Origin of the sequence: Streptomyces populi (genome assembly GCF_002911015.1) — a bacterium.
GTDB lineage: Bacteria > Actinomycetota > Actinomycetes > Streptomycetales > Streptomycetaceae > Streptomyces > Streptomyces populi.
The window spans coordinates 1-22,461 of the sequence record NZ_KZ626892.1 but is presented as its reverse complement, the minus strand read 5'-3'; the positions used below and the strand labels follow the sequence as shown (position 1 = coordinate 22,461).

Sequence of the window (22,461 nt, the reverse complement as noted above, 5' to 3'; positions counted from 1 at the left end):
GGCGATCACCGCACAACACGCCTGGCACGAAGGGCAGTTCACGGCGTCGGCCTCGCGGCACGTGCCGCACGGGTCCCCACCGTGCCGCACGGCACCCGGTTCGCGCCAGACACCGGCGGCACGAAGACCGGACGGCGGCACGAAGACCGGACGGTGGAGCGACGGCGGCGCGCCGGCGGGTACGACCGTGCGGCGGCCCGGTGACGACCGTGTCAGGGCCGGCCCGCTCCCGGCACCTCGACCCGGACGGCGAGCACCCGGCCGGATCCGGGCGTCACCAGTCCGGGCTCCGTCATACCGCGCCACGCGGCGGCCACGACGAACAGCGTCCTCCTGTCGTGACCGCCCAGGACGCAGGCGAAGCCGCCGCGGTCGAGGTCCACCCGGTCCAGCACGGCACCTCCCTCGGCGACGCGCACACAGCACCGGCCCGGCACGTCGGCGTACCAGACCGCGTTCCGCGCGTCGACGCAGATGCCGTCCGGGGTGCCCTCCCCCAGCCCGGCCCAGACACGACGGTCCGACAGGGCGCCGTCCGGACCGATGCCGAAGGCGACCAGGGCGTGCCGGTAGGAGTCGGCGACGATCAGGGTGGAGCCGTCGGGTGTCACGGCCATCCCGTTGGGGAACGCGATGTCGTCGGCCACCTCGCGCACCGAACCGTCCGGGGTGACGAGCGAGACCGAGCCGGGCTCGAACGCCTCGCCCCTCACCGGATCGGACCCGGCCCGGTCGACATAGGCGTTTCCGCGTCCGTCGACCACGATGTCGTTCCAGCCGGGCCGGCCCAGATCCGCGTACGTGGTCAGGGAGCCGCCGGACTCCCGGCGGAGCAGCAGACCGTCCGCCGAGGAGACGATCAGCATGTCCCCGTCGGGGTGCCGGTCGGTGCACAGCGGCAGCGACGCCACCCGCGCGACCACCTCGGTGCGACCGTCCTCCGGATCGAGGGCGACGACCTCGCCCGCGGTCCAGTCGGAGAAGTACAGCCGGTCCCCGTGCCAGCGCGGCGACTCGACCAGCCCGCGTCCCTCCAGCAGCGTCCGCACCTCGCGCATCCCCATCACAGCCTTCGCTCCGGACCGGCCCGGTACCGGTGTCCACCGACCGAACGAACGGGCACCGGCCGGATCGACAGCTCCCGGACCGCCGCACGGCGAAGAAGCGCCGCGGTTCCCGCCGGGCCGCGATGATCGTCGCATCGTTTAATGACGAAGTCGGAGGAATTGTCCTCGATCAGGAGCTGCCCATGTCGGCGTCACAAGCCCCCTCGGCCAGCGGGCGGACCAGGCCCGGGGTCCTGCAGCGGCTGGGCGAGTGGTGCGCCCGCCATTTCGTGATCGTCATCGTGGCGTGGCTGGTCGCGCTCGGCGTGCTCCAGGCGCTGAACCACTCGTTCGGCGGACAGTACTCGGACAACTTCTCGCTGCCGGGCGTGCAGTCCACGACGGGGCTGAACGTCCTCAAGGAGCACGATCCGGCGGCGGGCGGTTACAGCAGCCAGATCGTCATGCGCGACACGCAGAAGCCACTGACCGACCTGAGTTCCCAGATGAGCCAGACCGTCAGCTCCCTGGAGAAGCTGCCGCACGTCCTGTCGGCGCAGAACCCGCTGCCGCCGCCCGGGTCCCAGCCGCCCTCGGGGCAGTCCCAGCAGCAGAACGTCGGACCGCTGTCCAGCGACGGGAAGACCGGCTACATCACGGTCCGCTTCGACGTGCAGCCCTCGACCCTGGGCGACGACTACCTCCACGGCGTGGACAAGGCCGTCCAGCCGCTGCGGTCAGCGGGGGTCGACGTCGAGTACGGCGGCCCGCTGGGCGAACTGGCCCGACCCGCGGCGAACGACAGGATCAGCGAGCTGATCGGGTTCGCGGTGGCGATCATCGTCCTGCTCGTCGGGTTCGGCAGTGTCATCGCGGCGGGCCTGCCGCTGGTGACCGCCCTGGTCAGCGTCGTGGGCGGGCTCGCCATCCTCGGCCTGGTCGCCGCCGCGACGACCTTCGCGACCGTGTCACCCACGCTCGCCACCATGATCGGTCTGGGCGTCGGCATCGACTACGCCCTGTTCCTGATCACGCGCCACCGGCAGAACCTCATCAACGGCGCCGATCCGGTGCGGGCCGCGGGCCGGGCCACCACCACCAGCGGACGGGCCGTCCTCGTCTCGGGCTGCACCGTCATCATCGCCCTGGCCGGACTGTCGGTCTCCGGGGTCACGTTCATCAGCAAGCTCGGCCTCGCGGCGGCCATCACCGTGGTCTCCGCGGTGGCCGGCGCGCTGACGCTCGTACCCGCCCTGCTCGGGCTCATCGGCAGGCGCATCGACCGCTACCACGTGCGCACCCCGGTCGCGGAGACGAACGCCGAGCCCGGGGAGCCGGTCACCGGCACCTGGCACCGCTACGCGCAGCGCGTCGAGCGGCATCCCTGGCGGTTCCTGACCGGCGGCCTCGTCACGGTGTGCGTGCTGGCCATTCCCGTGTTCACCATCCAGCTCGGGCACATCGGTGACGGCGCCGACCCCACGTCGTTCACGGACCGGCGGGCGTTCGACATCATGTCGGACTCCTTCGGCCCCGGCTCCAACGGCCCGCTGACGGTCGTCATCGACCAGACGAACGTGCCCTCGGACAAGCGTTCCGCGCTGGCGTCCCAGGCTCAGAAGACGGTCAGCGGGGTGTCGGGGGCGGCCGTGGTCACCCCCCTGACGGCCACCAAGGACGGAGACGTGCTGGTGGGCACCGTCTACTCCAAGGTGTCCCCGCAGAACCAGGACACCACGGACCTGACGAACCGGCTGGTGGACGACACCCTGCCCGAGGCCGTGGCCGGGTACTCCGCCAAGGGCTACGTCACGGGCACGACGGCCGCCCAGGTCGACTTCCGCAACATCGTCTCGAGCCGGCTGCCGCTCATCATCGCGGTGGTGGTCGGGCTCGCCTTCATCATCATCCTGATCGTCTTCCGCGGGCTGCTCGTCGCACTCAAGGCGGCGATCCTCAACGTGCTGTCCATCGCCGCCTCCTACGGTGTCGTCGTCGCCGTCTTCCAGTGGGGCTGGGGCGGCCCGGCGCTCGGGGTGTCGGGCAAGGTGCCCATCGAGAGCTACGTGCCGATGATGATGTTCGCGATCATCTTCGGGCTCAGCATGGACTACGAGATCTTCCTGCTGTCGCGCGTCCACGAGTTCTGGCTGCGCAGCGGGGACGCCAAGGCGAGCGTCGCGCACGCCCTGGAGATCACCGCCCGGGTGATCACCTGCGCGGCCCTGATCATGATGAGCGTCTTCGCCGCGTTCATCGTCAGCGACAACATCGTGGTCAAGATGCTCGGTCTCGGACTCGCGGTGAGCGTGCTGATCGACGCGACGGTCGTACGGCTCCTGATGGTTCCGGCGGTGATGACCCTGCTCGGGCCCCGTGCCTGGTGGTCACCGCGCTGGCTGGACCGGATCCTCCCGCACATCGACCCGGAGGGTGACCATCCCTAGGGATGTCCACGAGGGCCGGGGCCGCCCCTCGCGCACCCGGCCCCGTCCCCGGCGGCCTCCTGGCGCTCGAGGGAAAACCGCGTGCCCCGGCCCTCGCGGGTACCTAGCATGGCGTGATGCCCCGGATCGAACGCCTCCGTCCCGACCACGCGCCCGCGCTGCTCTCGTTCGAGCGGGAGAACCGCGCCTATTTCGCCGCGACGATCCCCGACCGCGGCGACGCCTTCTTCGACCGGTTCGACGCCGTCCTTCGCGAACGCCTGGACGAACAGGCCACGGGACTGGCCCACTTCCACCTCGTGGTGGACGACGCCGGCGCGGTGCTGGCCCGGATCAACCTGGTCGACGTGGCGCACGGTTCGGCCGACCTCGGATACCGCGTCGCCGAGAGGGCGACGGGCCAGGGGCTCGCCACGGCCGCCGTACGGGAGATGTGCGCCCTCGCCACGAGCGCGTACGGCCTGAACGCCCTGCGCGCTCGCACGACCGTCGACAACGGCGCGTCCCGGACGGTCCTGGCCCGCACCGGATTCCTCGTCACCGGCGACATCGAGCTGAACGGGCGTCCGGGCCTCCGCTTCGCGCGGGACCTCACGGACACCGGCACCGCGCGCCCGGCCGGGCGCGCGACCGGTCAGGAAAGCGGTTCGACGGCCGGGTTGATCGGCGACTGGTAGGCGCCGCTGGCCAGCATCCGGACCTCGCCCGCCGGACTGATCTCGGCGCGCAGGATGCCGGTGGGATCGCTGTACACCGGGTGGCCGCCCGGTCCGTTGGCACTCGTCCGTTCGACGACCACCTCGTCCGTCACCATGCGCGCGTCCGGGCCGGGGTGGGTGAAGGTCAGCCGGTAGCGGTCCACGGTCTTCATCAGGGCCTCCGAGCCGAAGCGATGAATGCGGGCAGATAAATGCAGGCAATGGGCACTATGTCTCCATCATGCGTCCAGTACCCGCGAGTAGTGTCGTCCGCGCCGGACCACCCCGCGAGCCGGACGGCGACCGCTCACCGTGCGTGACGCCCCTCGCCACCGGGCGCCGGGCAGTGTAGACATAGCACATGGTCGGACTATTGGGTCGAACCCGGGCTCAGTCGACCCGCCGCCCCGGTACAGCGCACCACCAGCGTGGGTCACACGACGGCAAGCACGGGCACGGCCCGTCCACCGGACTGCGTTCCGCCCTCGGCGGGCGCAGCGTCGCCGGACAGGTGTTCGTCCTGCAAGTGGTGATCGTGCTGCTCCTGGTCATCGCCGCGGTGGTCGCGCTGGTGCTCCAGGTGCGGCACGACAGCACCCAGGAGGCCCGCAACCGCTCGCTCGCCGTCGCGGAGACCTTCGCCAACGCGCCGGGCACGCGTGCGGCCCTCGGCTCCCCCCACCCCACGGCCCTGTTGCAGCCCAGCGCCGAAGCCGCCCGCAAGGCGTCGGACGTGGACTTCATCGTCGTGATGAACACCGACGCGATCCGCTACACCCACCCCAAGCCCGACCGGATCGGCAAGAAGTTCATCGGGACCACCGCACCGGTCCTGGCCGGCCACTCCGTCACCGAGCAGGTCAACGGGACGCTCGGGCCGCTGGTGCAGGCCACCGTCCCGGTCAGGGCTCCCGACGGCAGGGTCGTCGGCATGGTGTCGGCCGGCATCACCACGAAGAACGTGGGCGGCGCCGCCGACCACCAGCTCCCGCTCCTGCTGGGCGCCGCCGCGGTGGCCCTCGCCCTCGCGACCGCGAGCACCGCGCTGGTGAGCCGGCGCCTGCTGCGCCAGACACACGGCCTCGGCCCGTACGAGATGACCCGCATGTACGAGCACCACGACGCCGTGCTGCACTCCGTCCGGGAAGGAGTGATCATCGTCGGCGCGGAGGGACAGCTGCTCCTGGCCAACGACGAGGCGAACCGTCTGCTCGACCTGCCCGCGGACGCCGAGGGACAGCACGTGCAGCGACTCGGCCTGGACCCGGGCACCGCCGAACTGCTGGCCTCGGGGCGCGTCGCCACCGACGAGGTGCACCTCGTCGGGGAGCGGCTCCTCGCGGTCAACCAGCGGCCCACACACCTGCGCGACGGACCGGTCGGCAGCGTCGCCACGCTCCGTGACTCCACGGAACTGCGGGCGCTCTCCGGCCGCGCGGACATCGCCCGCGAACGGCTCAGGCTCCTCTACGACGCCGGCGTGCGCATCGGCACGAGCCTGGACGTCACCAGGACGGCCGAGGAGCTGACGGCGGTCACGGTTCCCCGGTTCGCCGACTTCGTCACCGTGGACCTGGCCGACGCCGTGCTGAACGGGCAGGAGCCGGACGCGGGCACCGGCCTGCGCCGCACCGCCTCCGGCGGCATCCGCGAGGACGCGCCGCTCTATCCGGTCGGCGAGCACATCGGCTTCGTCCCCACCACGCCCCAGGCCCACAGCCTGCGCACCGGGGAGGCCGTGGTCGAGCCCGATCTCGGCGGCGCCCCGGGCTGGCTGGCCCAGGACCCGCGGCGCACCGCCCGGGTCGTCGACTACGGGATCCACTCCCTGATCACCGTGCCCCTGCGGGTCGGGCCGCTGGTCATGGGCGTGGTCAACTTCTGGCGCTCCGAGAAGCCCGACCCCTTCGACGGGGACGACCTGGCCCTGGCCGAGGAACTGGTCGCCCGGGCGGCGGTCTCCATCGACAACGCCCGCCGCTACACGCGCGAACACACGATGGCCGTGACCCTGCAGCGGAGTCTGCTGCCGCGCACGCTCCCCGACCAGAGCGCCCTCGACCTCGCCTACCGCTATCTGCCGGCGCAGGCGGGGGTGGGCGGCGACTGGTTCGACGTGCTGCCGCTGCCCGGCGCCCGGGTCGCGGTCGTCGTCGGCGATGTCGTCGGCCACGGGCTGCTGGCCGCCGCGACGATGGGCCGGCTGCGCACGGCGGTCCACAACTTCTCCGCGCTCGACCTGCCGCCCGACGAACTGCTCGCCCTTCTGGACGAACTGGTCGGGCGTATCGACCAGGACGAGCTCCCGGAGGACAGCAGGGCCGCCGTCACGGGCGCCACCTGTGTGTACGCCGTCTACGATCCGACGACCCGGCGCTGCACCGTCGCCCGCGCCGGACACCCGCCGCCTGCGGTGATCCGTCCGGACGGCAGCGTCGATTTCCCCGACGTACCGGCCGGTCCGCCGCTCGGTCTGGGTGGTCTGCCCTTCGAGACGGCCGAACTGGAACTGGCGGAGGGCAGCCGGCTGGTGCTCTACACGGACGGCCTGGTCGAGGACCGGAAACGGGACATCGACGTCGGGCTCGAACTGCTGCGCACGGCGCTGGCCGGAGCCGACCGCTCGCCGGACGACATCTGCCAGGCCGTTCTGAACGCCCTGCTGCCGGCCCGGCCGAGCGACGACATCGCCCTGATCGTGGCACGCACCCGTGCCCTCGGCGCCGACCGGATCGCCTCGTGGGACGTGCCGCCCGAACCGGCCGCCGTCGGCGAGGTGCGTGCCTCGGTCAGCCGGCAGCTGGCGCGGTGGGGACTCGACGAGATGGCGTTCACCACGGAGCTGATCCTCAGCGAGCTGGTGACCAACGCGATCCGCTACGGCAACGGGCCCATCGAGGTCCGCATGCTGCTGGACCGGGCGCTGATCTGCGAGGTCTTCGACGGCAGCAGCACCTCACCGCACCTGCGGTACGCGGCGACGACGGACGAGGGAGGACGTGGGCTGTTCCTGGTCGCCCAGCTCACCGACCGCTGGGGCACCCGCTACACGCCCGGGGGCAAGGTCATCTGGGCGGAACAGCCGCTGCCGTGAGCCCGGCCCGAGCGGCCACCGTCCCGAGCCGGCCGGGCGGGCAGGGTGCTCGGGCGGGGCGGGGCGGGCAGGGTGCCGGCGCGGACGTGGGTGGTCAGCCGGGGGCGGACGGGCCGTCCCTTCCGTCCGGCTCCCCCCTCGGGGCCGCGCCCGCCGACGCGCCCGCCTCGTCACCGGCCCCGTCCACGGGTGTCATCGCGGCGGCGCCTCCCTGGAGCCGCTCCAGGTCGGAGGGGCGCACCTGGATGACGATCAGGGCGACCAGCGCGGCGACGACCGCGAAGGCGGCGGCGGCGACGAACGCTCCCGTGATGCCGGACGTCAGTACCTCGCTGCTCCAGGGCGGCGGCAGCTGTCCCGTCCTGCGGAACTGCAGTTGCTGTGCCGGGGTCGCGGTCGACAGGAAGTTCTTGACCTGGTCCGTCGCCTCGTTGCGGCTCGCGGTGCCGAAGACCGTGACCAGCACCGACAGGCCGAGGGATCCGCCGACCTGCTGGGTGGCGTTGAGGATGCCGGAGGCGGCGCCCGTGTCCCTGGGCTGCACCCCCGACACCGCCATCAGGGTCAGCGACACGAACTGCAGGCCCATGCCGAACCCGAAGACGAGGGTGGGTCCGAGGATGCTGCCGAGATAGGTGCTGTCGATATCGGTCAGCGTCAGCCAGCCCAGACCCAGCGCGGCCAGGATCGCGCCCACGACCATGAACGGTTTGGGGCCCCACCTGGGCAGGAAGTTGGACGCGACTCCCGCGCCGATCGCGATGATCACGCTCACCGGAAGGAAGGCGAAACCCGCCTTGAGCGGGCTGAAGCCGAGGATGTTCTGCACGAAGAGGGTCAGGAAGAAGAACATCCCGAAGATGGCGGCGGACAGGCTGAGCATCATCGCGTAGACGCCCGAGCGGTTGCGGTCGCGGAACATCCACAAGGGCGTGATGGGCTGTCTCGACCGGCGTTCGACCGCGATGAACGCGATCAGGAACACCAGCGCGGCGCCGAAGGCGGCGAGCGTGAGGGGGTCGCTCCAGCCCTCCTCGGACGCCCGGATGAAGCCGTAGACCAGCAGCACCATGCCCAGCGTGGAGGTGATGGCGCCGAGGAAGTCGAAGTGGCCCGGATGCCGCTCGGATTCCCTGATGTAGCGGGGGGTCGCGAGCACGATCAGCAGGCCGATGGGGACGTTCACGAAGAACACCCAGCGCCAGTCGAGCCATTCGACGAGGACACCGCCCGCGAGCAGCCCGATCGCGCTGCCGCCCGCGGAGACGGCGGCGAACACGCCGAACGCCCGGTTGCGCTCCGGGCCTTCACGGAAGGTGGTGGTGATGAGCGACAGTGCGGTGGGTGAGGCGATGGCCCCGCCGACACCCTGCAACGAGCGGGCGGCGAGCAACTGCCAGGCCTCCTGGGAGAGTCCGCCGAGCAGCGACGCGAACACGAAGAGCAGCACGCCGGACATGAACATCCGGCGTCTGCCGAGGATGTCGCCGGAGCGTCCGCCGAGCAGCAGCAGACCGCCGAAGGTCAGCGTGTAGGCGTTGATCACCCAGGACAGGTTCTCGGTCGAGAAGCCGAGCGAGGTCTGGATGTGCGGCAGGGCGATGTTCACGATGGTGATGTCGAGGACCACCATCAACTGGCACGAGGCGATGACGAGGAGCGCGATACCACTGCCTCGGCCCCGCTGCGGGGATTCGGCAGACTCGGAGGATGTCACGTGATCGGCCGTCATCGGGGAGGGCCCTGCATCGCGGGTCGGCGGTGAACGCGGACGTTCACTCCATCGACGTTAAGCCTGCCCGCCCCGCCCCACCAATCGATCAACGGACCGGTGCCGGGCGTGCCGGGCAACAGGCCGCGCGGGGCGTCGACTTGATGACCGAGCGGGTTGTCCTGACCGACGGCCCGGGAGGTCGTACGCTCGAGGCGGGGATCGCGCCGTCCAATTCGTCCAGTTCACCCGGGGGAGGGTATCCGTGTCGCAGCAGTCGGGACATGTCGTGGTGACCGGGGCCTCGGGACTGGTCGGTTCGGCGATCGTGCGCCGTCTCGGAGCCGCGGGCCGCCCGGTCACGGGTGTCGACCGCGTGCCGTCGCCCGACACCTCCGTGGTGGCGGACCTGCGCGACCCCGCGGCGTGGCGCCGGGCACTGTCCGGGGCCGGTGCCGTCGTCCACACGGCGGCTCTGCACGCACCGCACGTCGGTGTACACCCGGACGACGAGTTCCGCGAGATCAACGTCGGGGCGACCCGGGACCTGTTGGACGCGTCGGCCGCGGCGGGGGTGCGCCGTTTCGTGTACACGAGCTCGACCTCGGTGTACGGGCACGCCCTGGAGCCGACGGACGAGGCGGTCTGGGTCACCGAGGACGTCACCTGCCGACCGCGCGACATCTACGACGAGACGAAACTCGCGGCCGAACGCCTGGTGCTCTCCACGGCGGGCACGATGAGCACGGTGTGTCTGCGCATCGCCCGGTGCTTCCCCGAACCACCGGCGGTCCGGGCCCGCCACCGGCTCCACCGGGGTGTGGACGTCGCCGACGTGGCCGAGGCCCACCTGCTCGCCGTCCGCGGCCCCCGGGAGGCGACCGGAGTACTGAACATCGCCGGCCCGTACCCGTGGCGGGCCGAGGACCGGAAACAGCTGTGGCACGATCCGGCCGCGCTCATCACGCGGCGGCTCCCCGAAGTGGCGGCGGGTTTCGGCCGGCTCGGATGGACGCTGCCGGTGTCGATCGACCGGGTGTACGTGTCGGCACGGGCCGGCGCGGTGCTCGGCTACCGTCCCCGTCACGGGGTGACGGCGCTGTTGGCCGAGGCCCGCGCGGGCGGCTGACCACCGTCGTGAAGGGTGCCGAGGAAGGGCGGCTCCTCAAGGCCGATCGGGGAAAGGGAGCTCTTCGAGGTCATCGGCCCGACAGCGTTCACCTCGGCCGATACCGGCACGCAAGGTATCGGCCGACGACCGGCGTTCGGCCGCCGGAGCCGCCGATGCACCTCAAGCGCGCACGAGCCCGTGTCCAAGAGGACCACGAGCACGATCCGAACCTGCCACGCTGTGTCAGCGCGTGGACATGCCGCTACTTCATCGCATGTCGCCGAGGGCTCGACCGTCGACTGCATCGCGCGACCGCAGTCGGTCAAGAATGCGCCGGGCGTCCTACGGTGAGCCGTCACCGGGTGCTCGCCGGTGGAAGCCGCCGTGCTCGCCCGAGCCTGTTCGAGGCGGGCCGGACCAGGTGCCCATGGAGCGGCCCGCCTCGCACGCGTACACCGTCCCCGTCGAGGGCCGGTGACGGCACGCACGCTCGAAAAGCGTTTCGCCGACGCGGAGGAGGTCCGTAGAGTGCCCCCATGGTGACCGCGACTGTCCGTGAGTGGAGCGACGAGGAAGGGTGGGGCGTGCTCGACTCCCCCGAGACTCCCGGCGGCTGCTTCGGCCACTACTCCGACATCCAGGCGGCCGGTTTCCGCACGCTGTCGCCCGGACAGCGGGTGGACCTCACCTGGGAGGCTCCGGGCTTCAAGCAGGACGGGTACGACTACCGAGCGCTGAGCATCGTGCCCCGGCCCGCCTGACACCCGCTCCGGTCCCGGAACCGGCCGCCGCACGGCCGATGAAGATCGACCGACCGGCCTCCGGCCGCGGACGGTTGTACGATGCGCTGGCCGGCCAACAGGCCCAGCCGGAAGGGAAGTTCGGTGGGGCATCCGTTTCGCTTCCCTGGGGGTCGTATGAGCACCACCATCAGACGTGTCACCACTGTCGGCCTGACCTGCGCCCTCGCGGGAACCGCGTTCGCAACTCAGCCTGCGCCGGCCGCGGCCGCTGACGAGATCACGGTCGACAAGGTCGTCATCAACGGAGGCAAGCCGGTGGTGGTCGGCACGCATGCGGTGGTGAAGTTTCCGATCGCCGTCACTGCGACCCACTCCTCCGGCGTCTACCAGGCCAACGCGACCCTGTTCAGCCCTTCGTACGCCGTTGTCCACACAGACGGGGGCCAGTTGCTCGACTGCGCGGAGACGAAGCCCACGACGACCTGCACCGGCTCCTACACCGTGGACCCGATCAAGGTGTTCACCCAGGACAGCGGCCCCGCCGGAACGTGGAAGGTCCACCTCCACGTCGACGCGTGGGAGAAGACCTACGAAAACCAGGACAAGTACACCTTCGCACTGCTGCGCGCCGCCAGGCTCACCGCCAACGCCACACCCGAGCCGGTGAAGAAGGGCAAGACGATCACGGTGAAGGGCACGCTGACACGGGCCGACTGGGGCACCGACAAATACGTCGGGTTCAAGGGACAGCCTGTGAAGCTTCAATTCCGCAAAAAGGGTGCCGGCACCTACACCACCGTCAAGACCATCACGAGCGGCAGCGGCGGGGCCGTGACCGCCACAGCCACCGCCGGCTCCGACGGGTCCTACCGCTTCGCCTTCGCACGCACCGGCACCACCTCCGCCGTCAACGCGAGCGGCGACTTCGTCGATGTCCGCTGAGGAGCGGACGGCATCGAAAGTGGAGCGGTGCGACTCTCCAGAGCATCGCCAAGGGCTCAGGCTTCGGCTGCACCTGTGTCCGTAAGCGGACGCTGCCTTGCAAATGGGCCGGACCAGCAGGAACTCCCGCCTTCGGGTCCCTCGCCCGGCTCACTCAAGTCTTGCTGACGCGGTCGTGACTTCGCTGGCCAGGCGACAAGCCAAGATCGTGGGATCTCTTGGCGCTGCGCGCAACACCTCCGCGAATGCAACCTTCCGAGCTCTCGTCGCCAACCTTTGACGCGCAGGTCGGCGCCCTGGGGTTCGTCCCTTGCCAGGTCTTCCAACGCTGCACGGATCGCCCTGAGGTTGTTCAGGCGGAGGGCGGTGTCGGGGTGGTCGGGGCCGAGGGCTGCCTCGGTGATGGCCAGCGCCCGCTCCTCCAAGCGAACCAACCTTGCTTCCACGACGCCAGGCACGACTCACCCAGTTCCGACGATCCTGTACCAGAGCGGGGCCTCATCCCCCAGACCACTCCCCCGGTACTTGGAAGCGGTACCGCGATCGCCTGGGTCAATCCCGGTCCACAAGGTATTGAGACACCGACGCCCCAGTTCACGTGAGACCGGCGAGGGGGGCGCTGGGTTGCCAGGAGACGGGCAGGACGACGTCGACGCCGTCACGGCGGGCCAGGGGCAGCAGTCGGCTCATGGTGGTGTCGAGGTCGTCGAGCAGGTAGGGCATGGGACGCAGTGGCCGGTCGAGACCGAGGAAGAAGTCGTCCCAGTGCACCAGGACGACCCGCCTGGCCCCGGTCGCGGCCACCACCTCGTCCCAGTAGGTGTGCAGGAACTCGGCGGGCTGTTTTCCCAGCGTGCCGACGCCCAGGTAGATGACGTCCGCCTGGTGACCTCGCAGCGCTCCGGGCCGGTAGTTGGCGCTGGCTTGCAGCAGCACGCGGCCGTGGGGGTGGGTGACGAGCACGGAGTAGGCGCTGCCGGTCTTCCAGGCACCGGCGCGCGCCGGCGGGACCAAGGGCTGGTCGACGGTACCGGGGTAGTGGTCGCCCGGGCTGTGCACGGAGTCCAGGAAGGTCAGCGTGAAGCCGCCGTAGGTCGCGGTGTCGCCGTCGCCGACCACCCGCAAGGACGACTCGGGGACCCCCAGGCCGCGCCCGATATTGGCGGTGGACTCCGACCCGACCAGCTCGGCGCCGGTCTCCAGCGCCCACACCGGTGCGTCGAGGGCGTGGTCGTAGTGGGAATGCGCGCACACCACGGCGGCGAGGGTGTCCACCCGCAGGCGCTCGATGGCGGCACGGACCAGCGCCCGGTTCGGGGCGATCCTGCCCATGGCTACTCGCAGCATCCCCGGGCGGGTGACGAACCCGTCACTGAGCACCGATGTCCGCCCGTCCGACAGCAGTACCGAACTGGTGCCCAGGAAATGAGCACTCAGCCCTTCACGGTGCGCTGCGGTGTGCTGTTGGTAAGGCAGGTAGGACCGCAGACTCGGGCGGCCGATCGGCACCTTCATACGAGCATCCTCGAACCCCGGGTACGGGAGTACCACCTCCGGACCTCGTGGGCCCTGTCACAAACGGTCCGTTCTGCAAGACCCGTTCAGCACGCGCTGTGGAGCCGCCGCAGGGCCCAGACTTCTTATCGGAGCTTCTTCCTACCCATACCTGGTGGCTTGTCATACGGCTTTCGAATGGGGCCGCAGCAAGCGACGGCCCACGAGTAGAGACCTGAACACGGAGTGCCCGGTCAGAACATGCCTCCGGTGAGGGGGCTCGGGCTCCGAGACGGCGGGGCACCCTTCGCGAGTGCCCCGCCGAGTGTGGTGGGCGCGGGGAGTTCGCATCCCGTCCGCCATCGCCCCGGGCGGAGCCGAGCAGATGGGATGGGAGCTGGGGTGAGTGGTGGGTTGGGGCGCGAGGTGACGAAGCCCGTAGGAAACCGCTTGGCACTCCAGCTGTAGAGGGCTCTTCCGCTGGTGAAACTCACGTTTTCCGCGGCTTTCGTGGCCTGCCCCAGCTGCCGTTCGGCCGGTTCCGGTCTCGGGCCAGCATCGCCGCGTCGAACTGAGCTTTGCTGGTCGTCTCTCGTGGTTCAGGTACGAGTGTGGTGGCAGTCGATCGCCACGGGACAGCCGAGGCCCAGCCGACCAGGGGCATGGTCTCGTCGTAGTGCGGAGCGAACTGCGCGACGGTGATGCCGGGCATCTGATAGTTCAGGCTGCGGACGTGTTCGATGAACGCTTCGGCCAGCGAAACGTGGTGCGTTTCCACGTAGTGCGGGAAGTCCTGGCGCCACAGCCACGACCCGTCGGTCACCAGGGAGGAGCATCCCGGGGAGTGCCGGTGGGCGGCGCCGGTGATGACATCACGCCCGGCTTCCATGACGTCGACAAGGTAATGGCCGGCGTCGAGGTAGGCGACCAGATGCGCCTCGTCCGGCTCGCCGACGGGCCGGACGGCGTCGTGTATCGATCCGTTCGGCCGGCCGGGGCGGTTGTCCAGCTCGTCGTAGAAGCCCAGCAATCCCAGCACCGGGTCTCCTTCGGCGAGTCTCTTCCAACCCGCTGGCACTCGCAGGTGCGACCACCATTGATCATCGGCGTGTGAAGACGAACGATCACGCGGTGGCCGCAGGTCCCAGCTTAGACGCTGCCCACCCACAGTGACTTTTCGCGGAGAGGCCCTGACGGTCCGCGCGCTTCAGTGGCACTGCTCGCTGTTCTTCACCGGTCGGCGGAACGCGTCTCTGATACGCCACCACAGCTCGCGGGCGCGCGGGGTTTCGGTGGAGTAGCCGTTGCTCAACCAGATGCTGTCCACACTGCGGCCCAAGGGGGTGCCCTCGGGTGAGTAACGCGTGGGGGGCTGTTCAGCCATGTGCTTCTCCTACGGATTCGAAAACCGGGTCCCGCATCCCCTGCGCAGTCCATTGTCGGAGCGGGTCTTCGGGCCCCGGCCCGGGGACCCCGCTCTCACCTGGCCAGCCGCCCCAGCAGCAATGACACCAAGAAGACGCCAAGGGCCGCGGCCGGAGCTCGTGATCAACCTCCCGTCGCCCGGTCTCTGGGACGCGGTGGAGCGGCTCGCCCCGCTCACCGGAGCAGCCCCCGTGCCCGCCGCCAAGCGGGTACGCGGCTACCGCTACGAGCCCGACAAGTTCACCGCCGCCGGCCTCACACCCGTACCGTCCGAGACGGTACGCGCCCCGCGCGTCACCGAGTGCCCGCTCATCTTCAACTTCCGCCACTATCAGGGCCTCGCCCCCGAACTCGGCCACTGCTTCACCTCGGAGACACCCACTGGGCGATGACCGGCGGGTACGACTCGGACCGATCACCCACAAGCGGATGACCAGCACCTTTCACCAAGAGCATCTCGATGCCGCCCAGGCAGGAAACGGGCGTCTCCCGGACTCATCAACACCGGTCATCCGCGGAACGAGGTGCCTCCCGAGCCCGTCGACGAGTGACGTCACAACTGGGTTCTGGCACAGATCTTGGGGAGCGGTCACAAAGCGTCAGTGGTCGGGTCACCCGGGGAGATTCCGCCAGGCGACCCGACCACTGAACACCGGCTTCTACAGGGGGTTGTCCCGGAGCCACGTCAGGACCTGGTCTGCGTGTTCGCTCGGGGGGAAGACCGGATAGAAGACGTGCTCGATCACGCCGTCGCGGACGATCAGAGTCAGCCGCTTGTAGAGCGTCAGCCCGCTTGTCCCGAACGTGGGCAGATCAAGTTCCTGGGCCAGGTTCCGTGCAGGGTCCGAGAGCATCTGGAACGGCAGGTGGAGCCGCTCGACTACCTCACGCTGGTAGTCGGTCTCCTGGCTGGAGAGGCCGAACACGCCGTCCGTGCCGGCGGCGAGAAGATCCTGGTGGTGATCGCGGAAGCCGCATGCCTCGGGGGTGCAGCCGCGCGCCCCGGGAATCGAGTCCCAGCCGTCGGGCAGGTCGACGCCCGGCCGTCCGGTGAGCGGGTAGACGTAGATCACCGTGCGGCCCGCGCCGAGCGCGTCGAGGCGGACGGCTGTGCCGCCGGTGGCCTGGAGTTCCAGGTGCGGCACCTTCGTGCCAAGCAGATGAGTAGCCGCGCCGTCGTCCTCGGGGACGGGCAGGTCGGCGGGCACGCTCGTGTAATCAGTCATCAGGTCTCCTCCTTCGTCGGCCGGTGAGAGACGGCTGCCGCGGTGGGCGGCCTGTTGCAGGTGCGCGACCAGTACCGCCCGGCGGGCGGTGAGTCCCTCGATCCGCTGAGTGAGCTCGTCGATCGCGTCCCGGTAACCGGCCAGCGAGGCCGGGCAGTCGTCGGCGTGCTGGTGGCCGGCCGTGAGGCACTCCAGAAACGGGCGGGTGCGCTCAACCGGGATTCCGAGACTGCCGAGCGCCCGGATCTCCTGCGTGAGTCGTACGTCGTGCTCGTTGTAGTCCCGGTAGCCGTTGGCCAGCCGCCCGGGCGTGAGCAAGCCCAGCGATTCGTAGTAACGAACCGCTTTCGTCGTCACACCCGCCCGGCGGGCCAGCTCACTGATCTGCATGCCTCTCACCTCGAAGAACGCTAAACCTTGCCCTTGAGGGTAAGGTCAAGCCGCCGCGAGGATGTTCCCCCTCCGACCGTGCTCTGCCACCGGAATCTCAATCCTGCGGATCAGCATCAGGTACTACTGGAGCAGGATCATCTTGCGGAGCAGTGCGAATCCGGCTCGTCCATAGAGCTGCCTCTTGATCTTCTTGATGCGGTTCGCGGCTCCTTGGGTGCCGCCGGAGCTCCATTCCAGGCTGAGTCCGGCCGTCACGACATCCAGGTCGCGAAGCAGGTGGAGCGCGAAGCTGGTGAGGCCGGGCAGTTGGCCGGCGTCGACGGCGTCGATCCAGGTGGGGAGCGCAGAGTGGCGATGTGCGCGCGGACCATCCGGTAGGTGACGGGGGCGTGCCCGGCGAGCAGTTCGCGGTGCAGCTGGGTGGCGCTCGTGCATCCCTGGGCGAACGGCTCGGCGAACGTGCGGCGCACGCAGTCCTCCGATCCGCAGATGAAACGCCGGGCCGTCAGCGTGATCACGACACTCTGCCCGCTGAGCGGGAGGTCCTTCAACCTGCGCTGACAGCAGTCGTGGACCCGGTTCGAGAAGCCACCGCAGTCCGGACATGCTGCCCCTGTCTCGCGGCCTCTCCCCACCACATCAACCGCGCAGAAGGCAACGGTCACCGCCTCGACATCCACGTCGTCGATCCCGTCGAACACCAGCGAGTCCCAGAATGCTGCATCGGCCTGCATGATCAGCACCGTCACCGACCACAGCCGATCGCGGCGGAGACAAAGAGAGACCTGACTGAGCGTCACCCCCTCTTGTCGGGCGGTGGGCGTACGCCGTCTCATGGGAACTCGCCCCAGGATTTGTGCCAGAACCCACAACTACTCGATAAAGCCACACGTCATATCCGCCGGTCAGCCGCGTGCCCGCTGCTTGGAAGCGGTACCGCATGGCCTGCCCCATGCCCATCAGGCGGTCCCGGGTGAGCACGATGCCCGCGATCGTCATCGACAGGCAGGAGAAGAACGCCGAACCGAGCACGACCACCACGGCCTGGAGCAGCGCCTTCACCCCGGCGGCGAACGCCTTGCCGGTGATGAGGGCGGAGCGGGGCGTGGGGGTGACGAGGAGTTTGGCGAGGATCCCGGCGTCCCGCTCCCAGATGGTCATGATGCCGTAGAAGATGGCGACGAACATGGCGGACTGGGCGATGATGCCGGGCGCCAGATAGTCGAGGTAGGGGATCCGGCCGGTCGGGATCGCGTGGATCCGGGTGAACGTCTCACCGAAGATCAGCAGCCAGAGGGCCGGCTGGATCGCCCGGGTGTACAGCTCGGTGCGGTCGTGGCGGAGCTTCTGGAGTTCGACCGCGCACAGGGCGGGCAGCACGCGCCAGCCCGTCCGCGCCCTCGGCGGGACCACGAGCAGGTCGAGACTCCCGGGGCGGACGCTCTCAGCCGACCCGGGAAGCGGTACGGCGGGTGCGTCGGACATCGCTGAAGTCTCCTGATCGGTCGTCGAGTCCACTGCCGGCGACGTCACGGAAGACGTCCTCCAGGGTGGGCGGTTCACCGTCGCCGGTGTTCCCGCGGCGCTCGCCGAGGCCTGCCCTCAGCTCCCTCGGTGTGCCGAGCGCGCGGACCCGGCCGCGGTGCATCAGCGCGACCCGGTCGCAGTACTGGTCGGCCTCGTCCATGTAGTGGGTCGTCACGAGGACGGTCATGCCGGTGGCGGCCCGTACGGCGTTGATGTGCTCCCACACGCCGGTGCGGGCGATCGGGTCGAGGCCGATGGTCGGCTCGTCCAGGATCAGCAGCCGCGGTGCGCTGACCAGCGCCTGGGCGAGTTCCAGGCGGCGGACCATGCCTCCGGAGTACGTCTTGGCGAGCCGGTCGGCCGCGTCGGTGAGGCCGACCGCGTCGAGCGCCTGGGCGACACGGACCGCGCGCTCGCGCCGGGACACGTCGAAGACGCGGGCGAACAGGGTCACGTTCTCCCTGCCGGTGAGTCCGGAGTCGGCGGACAGCTGCTGCGGCACGTACCCCAACAGCCGTCGTACGGCCATGCGTTCACGGGCGGCGTCGTGTCCGAAGACACGGACCCTTCCGGGGGACCGGCAGCAGCGTGGTGATGCACCGGAGCGCGGTCGTCTTGCCGGCGCCGTTGGGCCCGAGCAGTCCGAACACCTAGCCGTCACGGACGGCGAGGTCGAGACCGTCGACGGCGGTCGTCTCACCGAAGGTGTGGACGAGTCCGGCGCAGGACACGGCGTCCGGGGCGTTCGCCTCGGTGCCCTCGTGGCCGCTTCCGGCGGCCGGGGCTCCCCCGTCAGCGGCCTCCGTGCCGACCGCGTGGGCCCGGGGCGGCGTCCGGGCGGTCTCCGCGGGGTCGCCGTCCCGGACAGCCTCCGCCCGTTCGGGTGCCGGGTTCCCCGGCCGGGCGGGTTCCGGCCGTCCGCTCCTGTGCCGCGTCATGTCTCCTCGGCCTCCTCGTGCAGGTTCGCCGCCAGTTCGCGCAGGGCCGGAAGGGCGGCCTCCAGGGCGGCACGGTCGGCCGTACCGAGACGGGCCACCTGGCCGCGTACGAGCACCGCGCGCCGCTGCCGCCAGTCACGCAGCCGGGCGTCGGCCGCGGGCGTGGACAGCAGCCGCGCGGCGCGGCGGTCGGCCGGGTCCGTCTCGCGGATCAGATAACCGTTCCCGACCAGCCGGTTGACCAGCGTCGAGACCGAATTGCCCGCCAGGTAGAGCTCCTTGGCGGCTTCCGACACACCGATGCCCGGCCGGTCGACGACCAGTCGCAGCAGGTCGACCTCGGCACCGCGCAGGCTCGGTCCGGTCGTACCGCCGCGCAGCCGCCGCCTGATCAGACGTTGCAGCCCGGCCAGGGCGTCCGCCAGCGCCTCGGGGAAATCCTCCGACTCGAACTCGGGCTCCGGCTCCGGCTCCGGCTCCGGCTCCGGCTCCGGCTCCATGTTTCGACATTACCTCTGTGTCAGAGGTAATTCGGGAAAGGGAGGGTCGATTCGGGAGGGGAGAGCGAAGAGGTCACGCGCCGCGATCGGGCACGGCGATCGGAACGGCGGCCGGGAGCATGGCCATGGCGGTCGCGCGCGAGCGGACCTCGGGCCGGGAGGCGCTTCCCCGACCGGCGGCGAGACCCAAGGTGTGCACCTCGATTCGGGGGGGTAACCGTTGACCTGCTCACCGGCGTGCCCCAGCGCCGGCTGGATCCCTACGGGTCAGTTCCAACTTGGAGGTAACCGTGCCGGCCGAACAGGCTCCTGTGTCCATCGACGCGACCTTGTACGGCGAGGGCATCGCCCTGGTCACCGTCGCCGGGGAACTGGACGTCGAGACAGCCCCCGAGCTGCACGACCGACTGGCCGACCAGGTACGCGGCGGCCGGCGGCACCTGCTGCTCGACCTGTCCGCGGTCCCCTTCATGGACTCCTCCGGCATCAACGCCCTGCTCAAGGCCCATGACACCGCCGGCCGCGCGGGAGGCGGCGTGTGCCTCGTGTCCCCGGCGCCGGCCGTCCAGCGCGTCCTGGACCTCACGGGCGTCAGTCTCGCCATCGCCTCGGTGGGCGATGTCGACGCCGCGCTGGTCCGCATAGGCGAAGGGACGGCCCGGCACTAGGGAAGGGACCGGTCCGGACGGTCCGGCACTCACCGGGGAAAGGGCCGGTCCGGGCGGACGCGCCGTTCAGGCCGAACGGACACCCGTCGCGCCGCCCTCGTGGAGCTGAGCCGCCGCTGCCGCGCAGAAGGCGTCGAGCCCCTCCACGAGTGCCGCCCGCCCGGCGGCCGGCATCCGGGCGAGGACCGTCTCCACGGCGTGCTCGCGCCGTGAGCGCAGTTCCGTGAGGAAGGTCCGGCCCTGGGGGCTCAGGAACAGCCGCAGCTCCCGGCGGCTGGTGACGCCCGGCGCCCGTTCGACGAATCCCACGGCCTGTAGCCGGTCACAGAGCCTGCTGGTCGAGGGAGGTGTGGAGCCGAGCGCGTCGGCCAGGGTCCTCAGGTTGATGCCCTCGTCGTGTTCCAGGATGAACAGCACCCGCAGCTGGGAGGCGGAGACCGGAGCCGTCGGGGCGCGGCCCCAGAGGATCTCCAGCAGCTCGGCCGCCTCGGCGGTCACGCGAGCCACCTCACTGCGGTGCGGACGCGGGCCGGAGGAAGTCACCGTCCAACTCTCGCAGCCTTCGCGGGCACTGTCAGCCCGTCGCCACGACGAAATGAACAAAATGGTAGATAGCCCCACTCGCGTGCGAGTGCCGTCCTCCCCGTGGCGCGGAGCACGGAGCGCGGACCGCGTGCCGTACTCCCCGAACCCGTCGAATTCATCGAACCCGTCGAACTCCCGGACCCATCGAATCCATCAAATCCATCAAATCCATCGACCCCATAGAAGATTGGCCTGCCCGACATCGTGAACAGATTCGTGGCCGCGGAGCGCGCCTTGCGCACCGCGGCGCCCCACCAGCTGCTGGACGCGGTCCGTGACGTGCTGTGCGACCGCTACGCGGCCCTTTCCGTCGAACTCCTCATGGCCGACTACGGGCTCACCGTGCTGCAGCCCGTCTCGGTGCTCCCGCACACCCTGGAACCCGTTCCGGTGCACACCAGTCCCGAGGGCCGGGCCTTCGGGTCCCAGGAACCCTTCGTCGAGGAGCGCGGCGGCGAGGGCGTACGAGCGCACTTCCCGGTGACGGTGCGCGGTGACCGGCTCGGCGTCCTGTCCGTCGTCCTGCCCCCCGCGGCCCGTGAGGCGAAGACGCTCGCCGAGCTCGCCGACATCGCGGAGATCCTCGGCCACGAGGTGCTCGTGGCCGAACGCGACACCGACCTGTACCTCCGGGCGCGCCGCAAGGACCGGCTGACGCTGGCCGCGGAGATGCAGTGGCAGCTGCTGCCCGGCCGCTCCTGTTCCCGGCCCGAGTACGAGCTCGGCGCCCAGCTGGAACCCGCCTACGCGATCTTCGGCGACAACTTCGACTGGTCGGCCGACGCCGACCGGCTGTCCCTCTACGTCACGAACGGGATGGGCGAGGGCATCGAGGCGTCGCTGCTGACCAATCTCGGCGTCAACGCCCTGCGCAACGCGCGCCGGGCCGGCATCCCCCTCCAGGACCAGGCGGCCCTCGCCGACCAGGCGGTCTACGCCCAGTACCGCGGTGAGTGCCATCTGTCCGTGCTCATGCTCGACCTCGAGCTGTCCACCGGCCGGATGCGTGTGATCGACGCGGGATCACCCCAGATGCTGCGGCTGCGCGGCCGGACCGTCGAGCACGTCGGCTTCGAGGCCCAGTTGCCCCTCGGCATGTTCGAGGAGACCGACTACTTCGTGCAGGAGTTCCGGGCGGAACCCGGCGACCGGTTCCTCTTCGTGAGCGACGGTGTCCACGCCGTCGCCGGGCCGGGCGGGGAGAGCTACGGGGAGAAGGCCCTGGCCAGGGCGATCGGCTCCACCCGGCTGCTGCCCGCGTCGGAGGTGCCCCGCGCCGTGCTGAGGGAGCTGACCGGCCACCGGGGCGGGACCGGGCCGAAGGACGACGCCCTCGTGGTGTGTCTCGACTGGCACGGCCCGGCGGACACCAGGGACCGGACGGCCCGGTGACCCGATGCCCCGGGGTGGGCGGCCGCCCGCCCGCGGGGCTCCGTCGGGAGCGGCACCCGTCAGAAGCTCACGACCGCGTGGACCGTCTTGCCGTCGGGACGGGACAGCACGGTCAGCTCGGAGGACAGCCGGCGCACCAGCGGCCAGCCGAAGCCGCCCCGGCCGGTCAGGTCGAGGTGCCTGGGACGCGGCGGATCGGGGTCGTCGTCGGAGACCGATATGCCCACCCCGTGGCCCATGTCCTCCAGGTCCAGGCTGCACAGCCGGCCGCGCGCGTGGCGCACCACGTTCGTCACGAGCTCCGAGACCACGAGCATGACCGCCTCGGCGGTCTCCCGCGGCACGGCGCGCGGCAGGCCGCCGAGGAACGTGCGGACCATCCGCCGGGCGTGCGCGGCGGCCTGCGAATCCCGCTCCAGCCTCACACCGAGACCGGGGCCGAACGCGCGGGGCGGTTCGACGGTGGTCATGCCTTGCCTCCCTTGCCGTACTTCCCGTCCGCTCACCGCGCAACGACTCCG

General features: G+C 70.5%; 20 protein-coding genes and 3 pseudogenes. 9 read left to right on the top strand and 14 right to left on the bottom strand.

All coding sequences use genetic code 11. From position 1 onward, the window contains the following. Window positions 1-212 precede the first annotated feature (212 nt). A complete protein-coding gene (locus tag CW362_RS24960) occupies window positions 213-1,064 on the bottom strand; it encodes an SMP-30/gluconolactonase/LRE family protein (RefSeq protein ID WP_240658024.1) in 852 nt (283 codons plus the stop codon). 185 nt (window positions 1,065-1,249) lie between these two features. On the opposite strand from CW362_RS24960, the gene CW362_RS24955 reads away from it, so the two are divergent. After that, window positions 1,250-3,493, top strand: a complete 2,244-nt coding sequence (locus CW362_RS24955; RefSeq protein ID WP_103551768.1) for an MMPL family transporter — start codon at window positions 1,250-1,252, stop codon at window positions 3,491-3,493. A 116-nt stretch (window positions 3,494-3,609) separates the two neighbouring features. Further along, window positions 3,610-4,170 (top strand): GNAT family N-acetyltransferase, encoded by a 561-nt coding sequence (locus tag CW362_RS24950; RefSeq protein WP_103551767.1) that lies wholly within the window; start codon window positions 3,610-3,612, stop codon window positions 4,168-4,170. Here the strand turns inward: CW362_RS24950 and CW362_RS24945 are convergent. Next, window positions 4,128-4,364: a DUF6296 family protein gene (locus CW362_RS24945; RefSeq protein ID WP_103551766.1), complete on the bottom strand. Its 237-nt coding sequence runs from the start codon at window positions 4,362-4,364 to the stop codon at window positions 4,128-4,130. The two genes, CW362_RS24950 and CW362_RS24945, sit on opposite strands and share 43 nt — an antisense overlap. A gap of 188 nt (window positions 4,365-4,552) precedes the next feature. On the opposite strand from CW362_RS24945, the gene CW362_RS24940 reads away from it, so the two are divergent. Further along, window positions 4,553-7,285 carry a SpoIIE family protein phosphatase gene (locus CW362_RS24940; RefSeq protein WP_206301053.1) on the top strand — a complete coding sequence of 911 codons (2,733 nt, stop codon included), beginning with the start codon at window positions 4,553-4,555 and terminating at the stop codon, window positions 7,283-7,285. 94 nt (window positions 7,286-7,379) lie between these two features. Here CW362_RS24940 and CW362_RS24935 read toward each other — a convergent pair whose 3' ends face one another. After that, window positions 7,380-9,017 (bottom strand): MFS transporter, encoded by a 1,638-nt coding sequence (locus CW362_RS24935; protein WP_103551764.1) that lies wholly within the window; start codon window positions 9,015-9,017, stop codon window positions 7,380-7,382. Window positions 9,018-9,261: 244 nt separating this feature from the next. On the opposite strand from CW362_RS24935, the gene CW362_RS24930 reads away from it, so the two are divergent. The 3 genes from CW362_RS24930 (at window position 9,262) to CW362_RS24920 (ending at window position 11,792) form a co-directional block, all read left to right on the top strand. Then, window positions 9,262-10,125, top strand: a complete 864-nt coding sequence (locus CW362_RS24930; RefSeq protein ID WP_240658023.1) for an NAD-dependent epimerase/dehydratase family protein — start codon at window positions 9,262-9,264, stop codon at window positions 10,123-10,125. A gap of 518 nt (window positions 10,126-10,643) precedes the next feature. Beyond that, complete coding sequence (locus CW362_RS24925) at window positions 10,644-10,868, top strand: cold-shock protein (RefSeq protein ID WP_103551763.1); 225 nt, start codon at window positions 10,644-10,646, stop codon at window positions 10,866-10,868. A gap of 156 nt (window positions 10,869-11,024) precedes the next feature. Beyond that, entirely contained in the window at window positions 11,025-11,792 is a 768-nt protein-coding gene (locus CW362_RS24920) for a calcium-binding protein (protein WP_103551762.1), read from the top strand. A gap of 594 nt (window positions 11,793-12,386) precedes the next feature. Here the strand turns inward: CW362_RS24920 and CW362_RS24915 are convergent. The 3 genes from CW362_RS24915 to CW362_RS43450 form a co-directional block, all read right to left on the bottom strand. Then, entirely contained in the window at window positions 12,387-13,307 is a 921-nt protein-coding gene (locus CW362_RS24915; protein ID WP_103551761.1) for an MBL fold metallo-hydrolase, read from the bottom strand. A 469-nt stretch (window positions 13,308-13,776) separates the two neighbouring features. Then, window positions 13,777-14,325, bottom strand: coding sequence for a hypothetical protein (locus CW362_RS24910; RefSeq protein WP_103551760.1), 549 nt, complete (start codon window positions 14,323-14,325; stop codon window positions 13,777-13,779). A gap of 168 nt (window positions 14,326-14,493) precedes the next feature. Beyond that, window positions 14,494-14,670 (bottom strand): hypothetical protein, encoded by a 177-nt coding sequence (locus CW362_RS43450; protein ID WP_162684215.1) that lies wholly within the window; start codon window positions 14,668-14,670, stop codon window positions 14,494-14,496. A 148-nt stretch (window positions 14,671-14,818) separates the two neighbouring features. Here CW362_RS43450 and CW362_RS24905 point away from each other — a divergent pair. After that, window positions 14,819-15,103, top strand: a pseudogene (locus tag CW362_RS24905) (flavin reductase family protein); the annotation flags it as partial. Between the two features lie 267 nt (window positions 15,104-15,370). On the opposite strand, the gene CW362_RS24900 reads toward CW362_RS24905, so the two are convergent. The 6 genes and pseudogenes from CW362_RS24900 to CW362_RS24880 form a co-directional block, all read right to left on the bottom strand. Beyond that, complete coding sequence (locus CW362_RS24900) at window positions 15,371-16,327, bottom strand: redoxin family protein (protein ID WP_103551759.1); 957 nt, start codon at window positions 16,325-16,327, stop codon at window positions 15,371-15,373. Window positions 16,328-16,450: 123 nt separating this feature from the next. After that, window positions 16,451-16,585 (bottom strand): hypothetical protein, encoded by a 135-nt coding sequence (locus CW362_RS45340; RefSeq protein ID WP_276313693.1) that lies wholly within the window; start codon window positions 16,583-16,585, stop codon window positions 16,451-16,453. Then, the gene (locus tag CW362_RS45685) at window positions 16,582-17,064 is read right to left on the bottom strand and encodes a transposase family protein (protein WP_420856877.1); all 483 of its coding nucleotides are present in this window, start codon (window positions 17,062-17,064) and stop codon (window positions 16,582-16,584) included. The genes CW362_RS45340 and CW362_RS45685 overlap by 4 nt, the downstream gene beginning before the upstream one ends. 205 nt (window positions 17,065-17,269) lie before the next feature. Continuing rightward, window positions 17,270-17,815: pseudogene (locus CW362_RS24890) on the bottom strand (ABC transporter permease); the annotation flags it as partial. Next, window positions 17,775-18,795: pseudogene (locus CW362_RS24885) on the bottom strand (ABC transporter ATP-binding protein). The pseudogenes CW362_RS24890 and CW362_RS24885, both read right to left, overlap by 41 nt. Then, window positions 18,792-19,295, bottom strand: coding sequence for a MarR family winged helix-turn-helix transcriptional regulator (locus CW362_RS24880; RefSeq protein ID WP_103551758.1), 504 nt, complete (start codon window positions 19,293-19,295; stop codon window positions 18,792-18,794). Before CW362_RS24880 ends, CW362_RS24885 begins: the two are co-directional and overlap by 4 nt. Before the next feature lie 290 nt (window positions 19,296-19,585). Between CW362_RS24880 and CW362_RS24875 the strand changes: the two genes are divergently transcribed. Next, window positions 19,586-19,963, top strand: a complete 378-nt coding sequence (locus CW362_RS24875) for an STAS domain-containing protein (RefSeq protein ID WP_103551757.1) — start codon at window positions 19,586-19,588, stop codon at window positions 19,961-19,963. Between the two features lie 66 nt (window positions 19,964-20,029). On the opposite strand, the gene CW362_RS24870 is transcribed toward CW362_RS24875, so the two are convergent. Beyond that, window positions 20,030-20,461, bottom strand: coding sequence for a MarR family winged helix-turn-helix transcriptional regulator (locus tag CW362_RS24870; RefSeq protein ID WP_103551756.1), 432 nt, complete (start codon window positions 20,459-20,461; stop codon window positions 20,030-20,032). A gap of 291 nt (window positions 20,462-20,752) precedes the next feature. Here CW362_RS24870 and CW362_RS24865 point away from each other — a divergent pair, with 291 nt between their 5' ends. After that, complete coding sequence (locus CW362_RS24865) at window positions 20,753-21,940, top strand: PP2C family protein-serine/threonine phosphatase (protein ID WP_103551755.1); 1,188 nt, start codon at window positions 20,753-20,755, stop codon at window positions 21,938-21,940. Window positions 21,941-21,999: 59 nt separating this feature from the next. On the opposite strand, the gene CW362_RS24860 is transcribed toward CW362_RS24865, so the two are convergent. After that, complete coding sequence (locus tag CW362_RS24860; protein WP_103551754.1) at window positions 22,000-22,410, bottom strand: ATP-binding protein; 411 nt, start codon at window positions 22,408-22,410, stop codon at window positions 22,000-22,002. Window positions 22,411-22,461 lie beyond the last annotated feature (51 nt).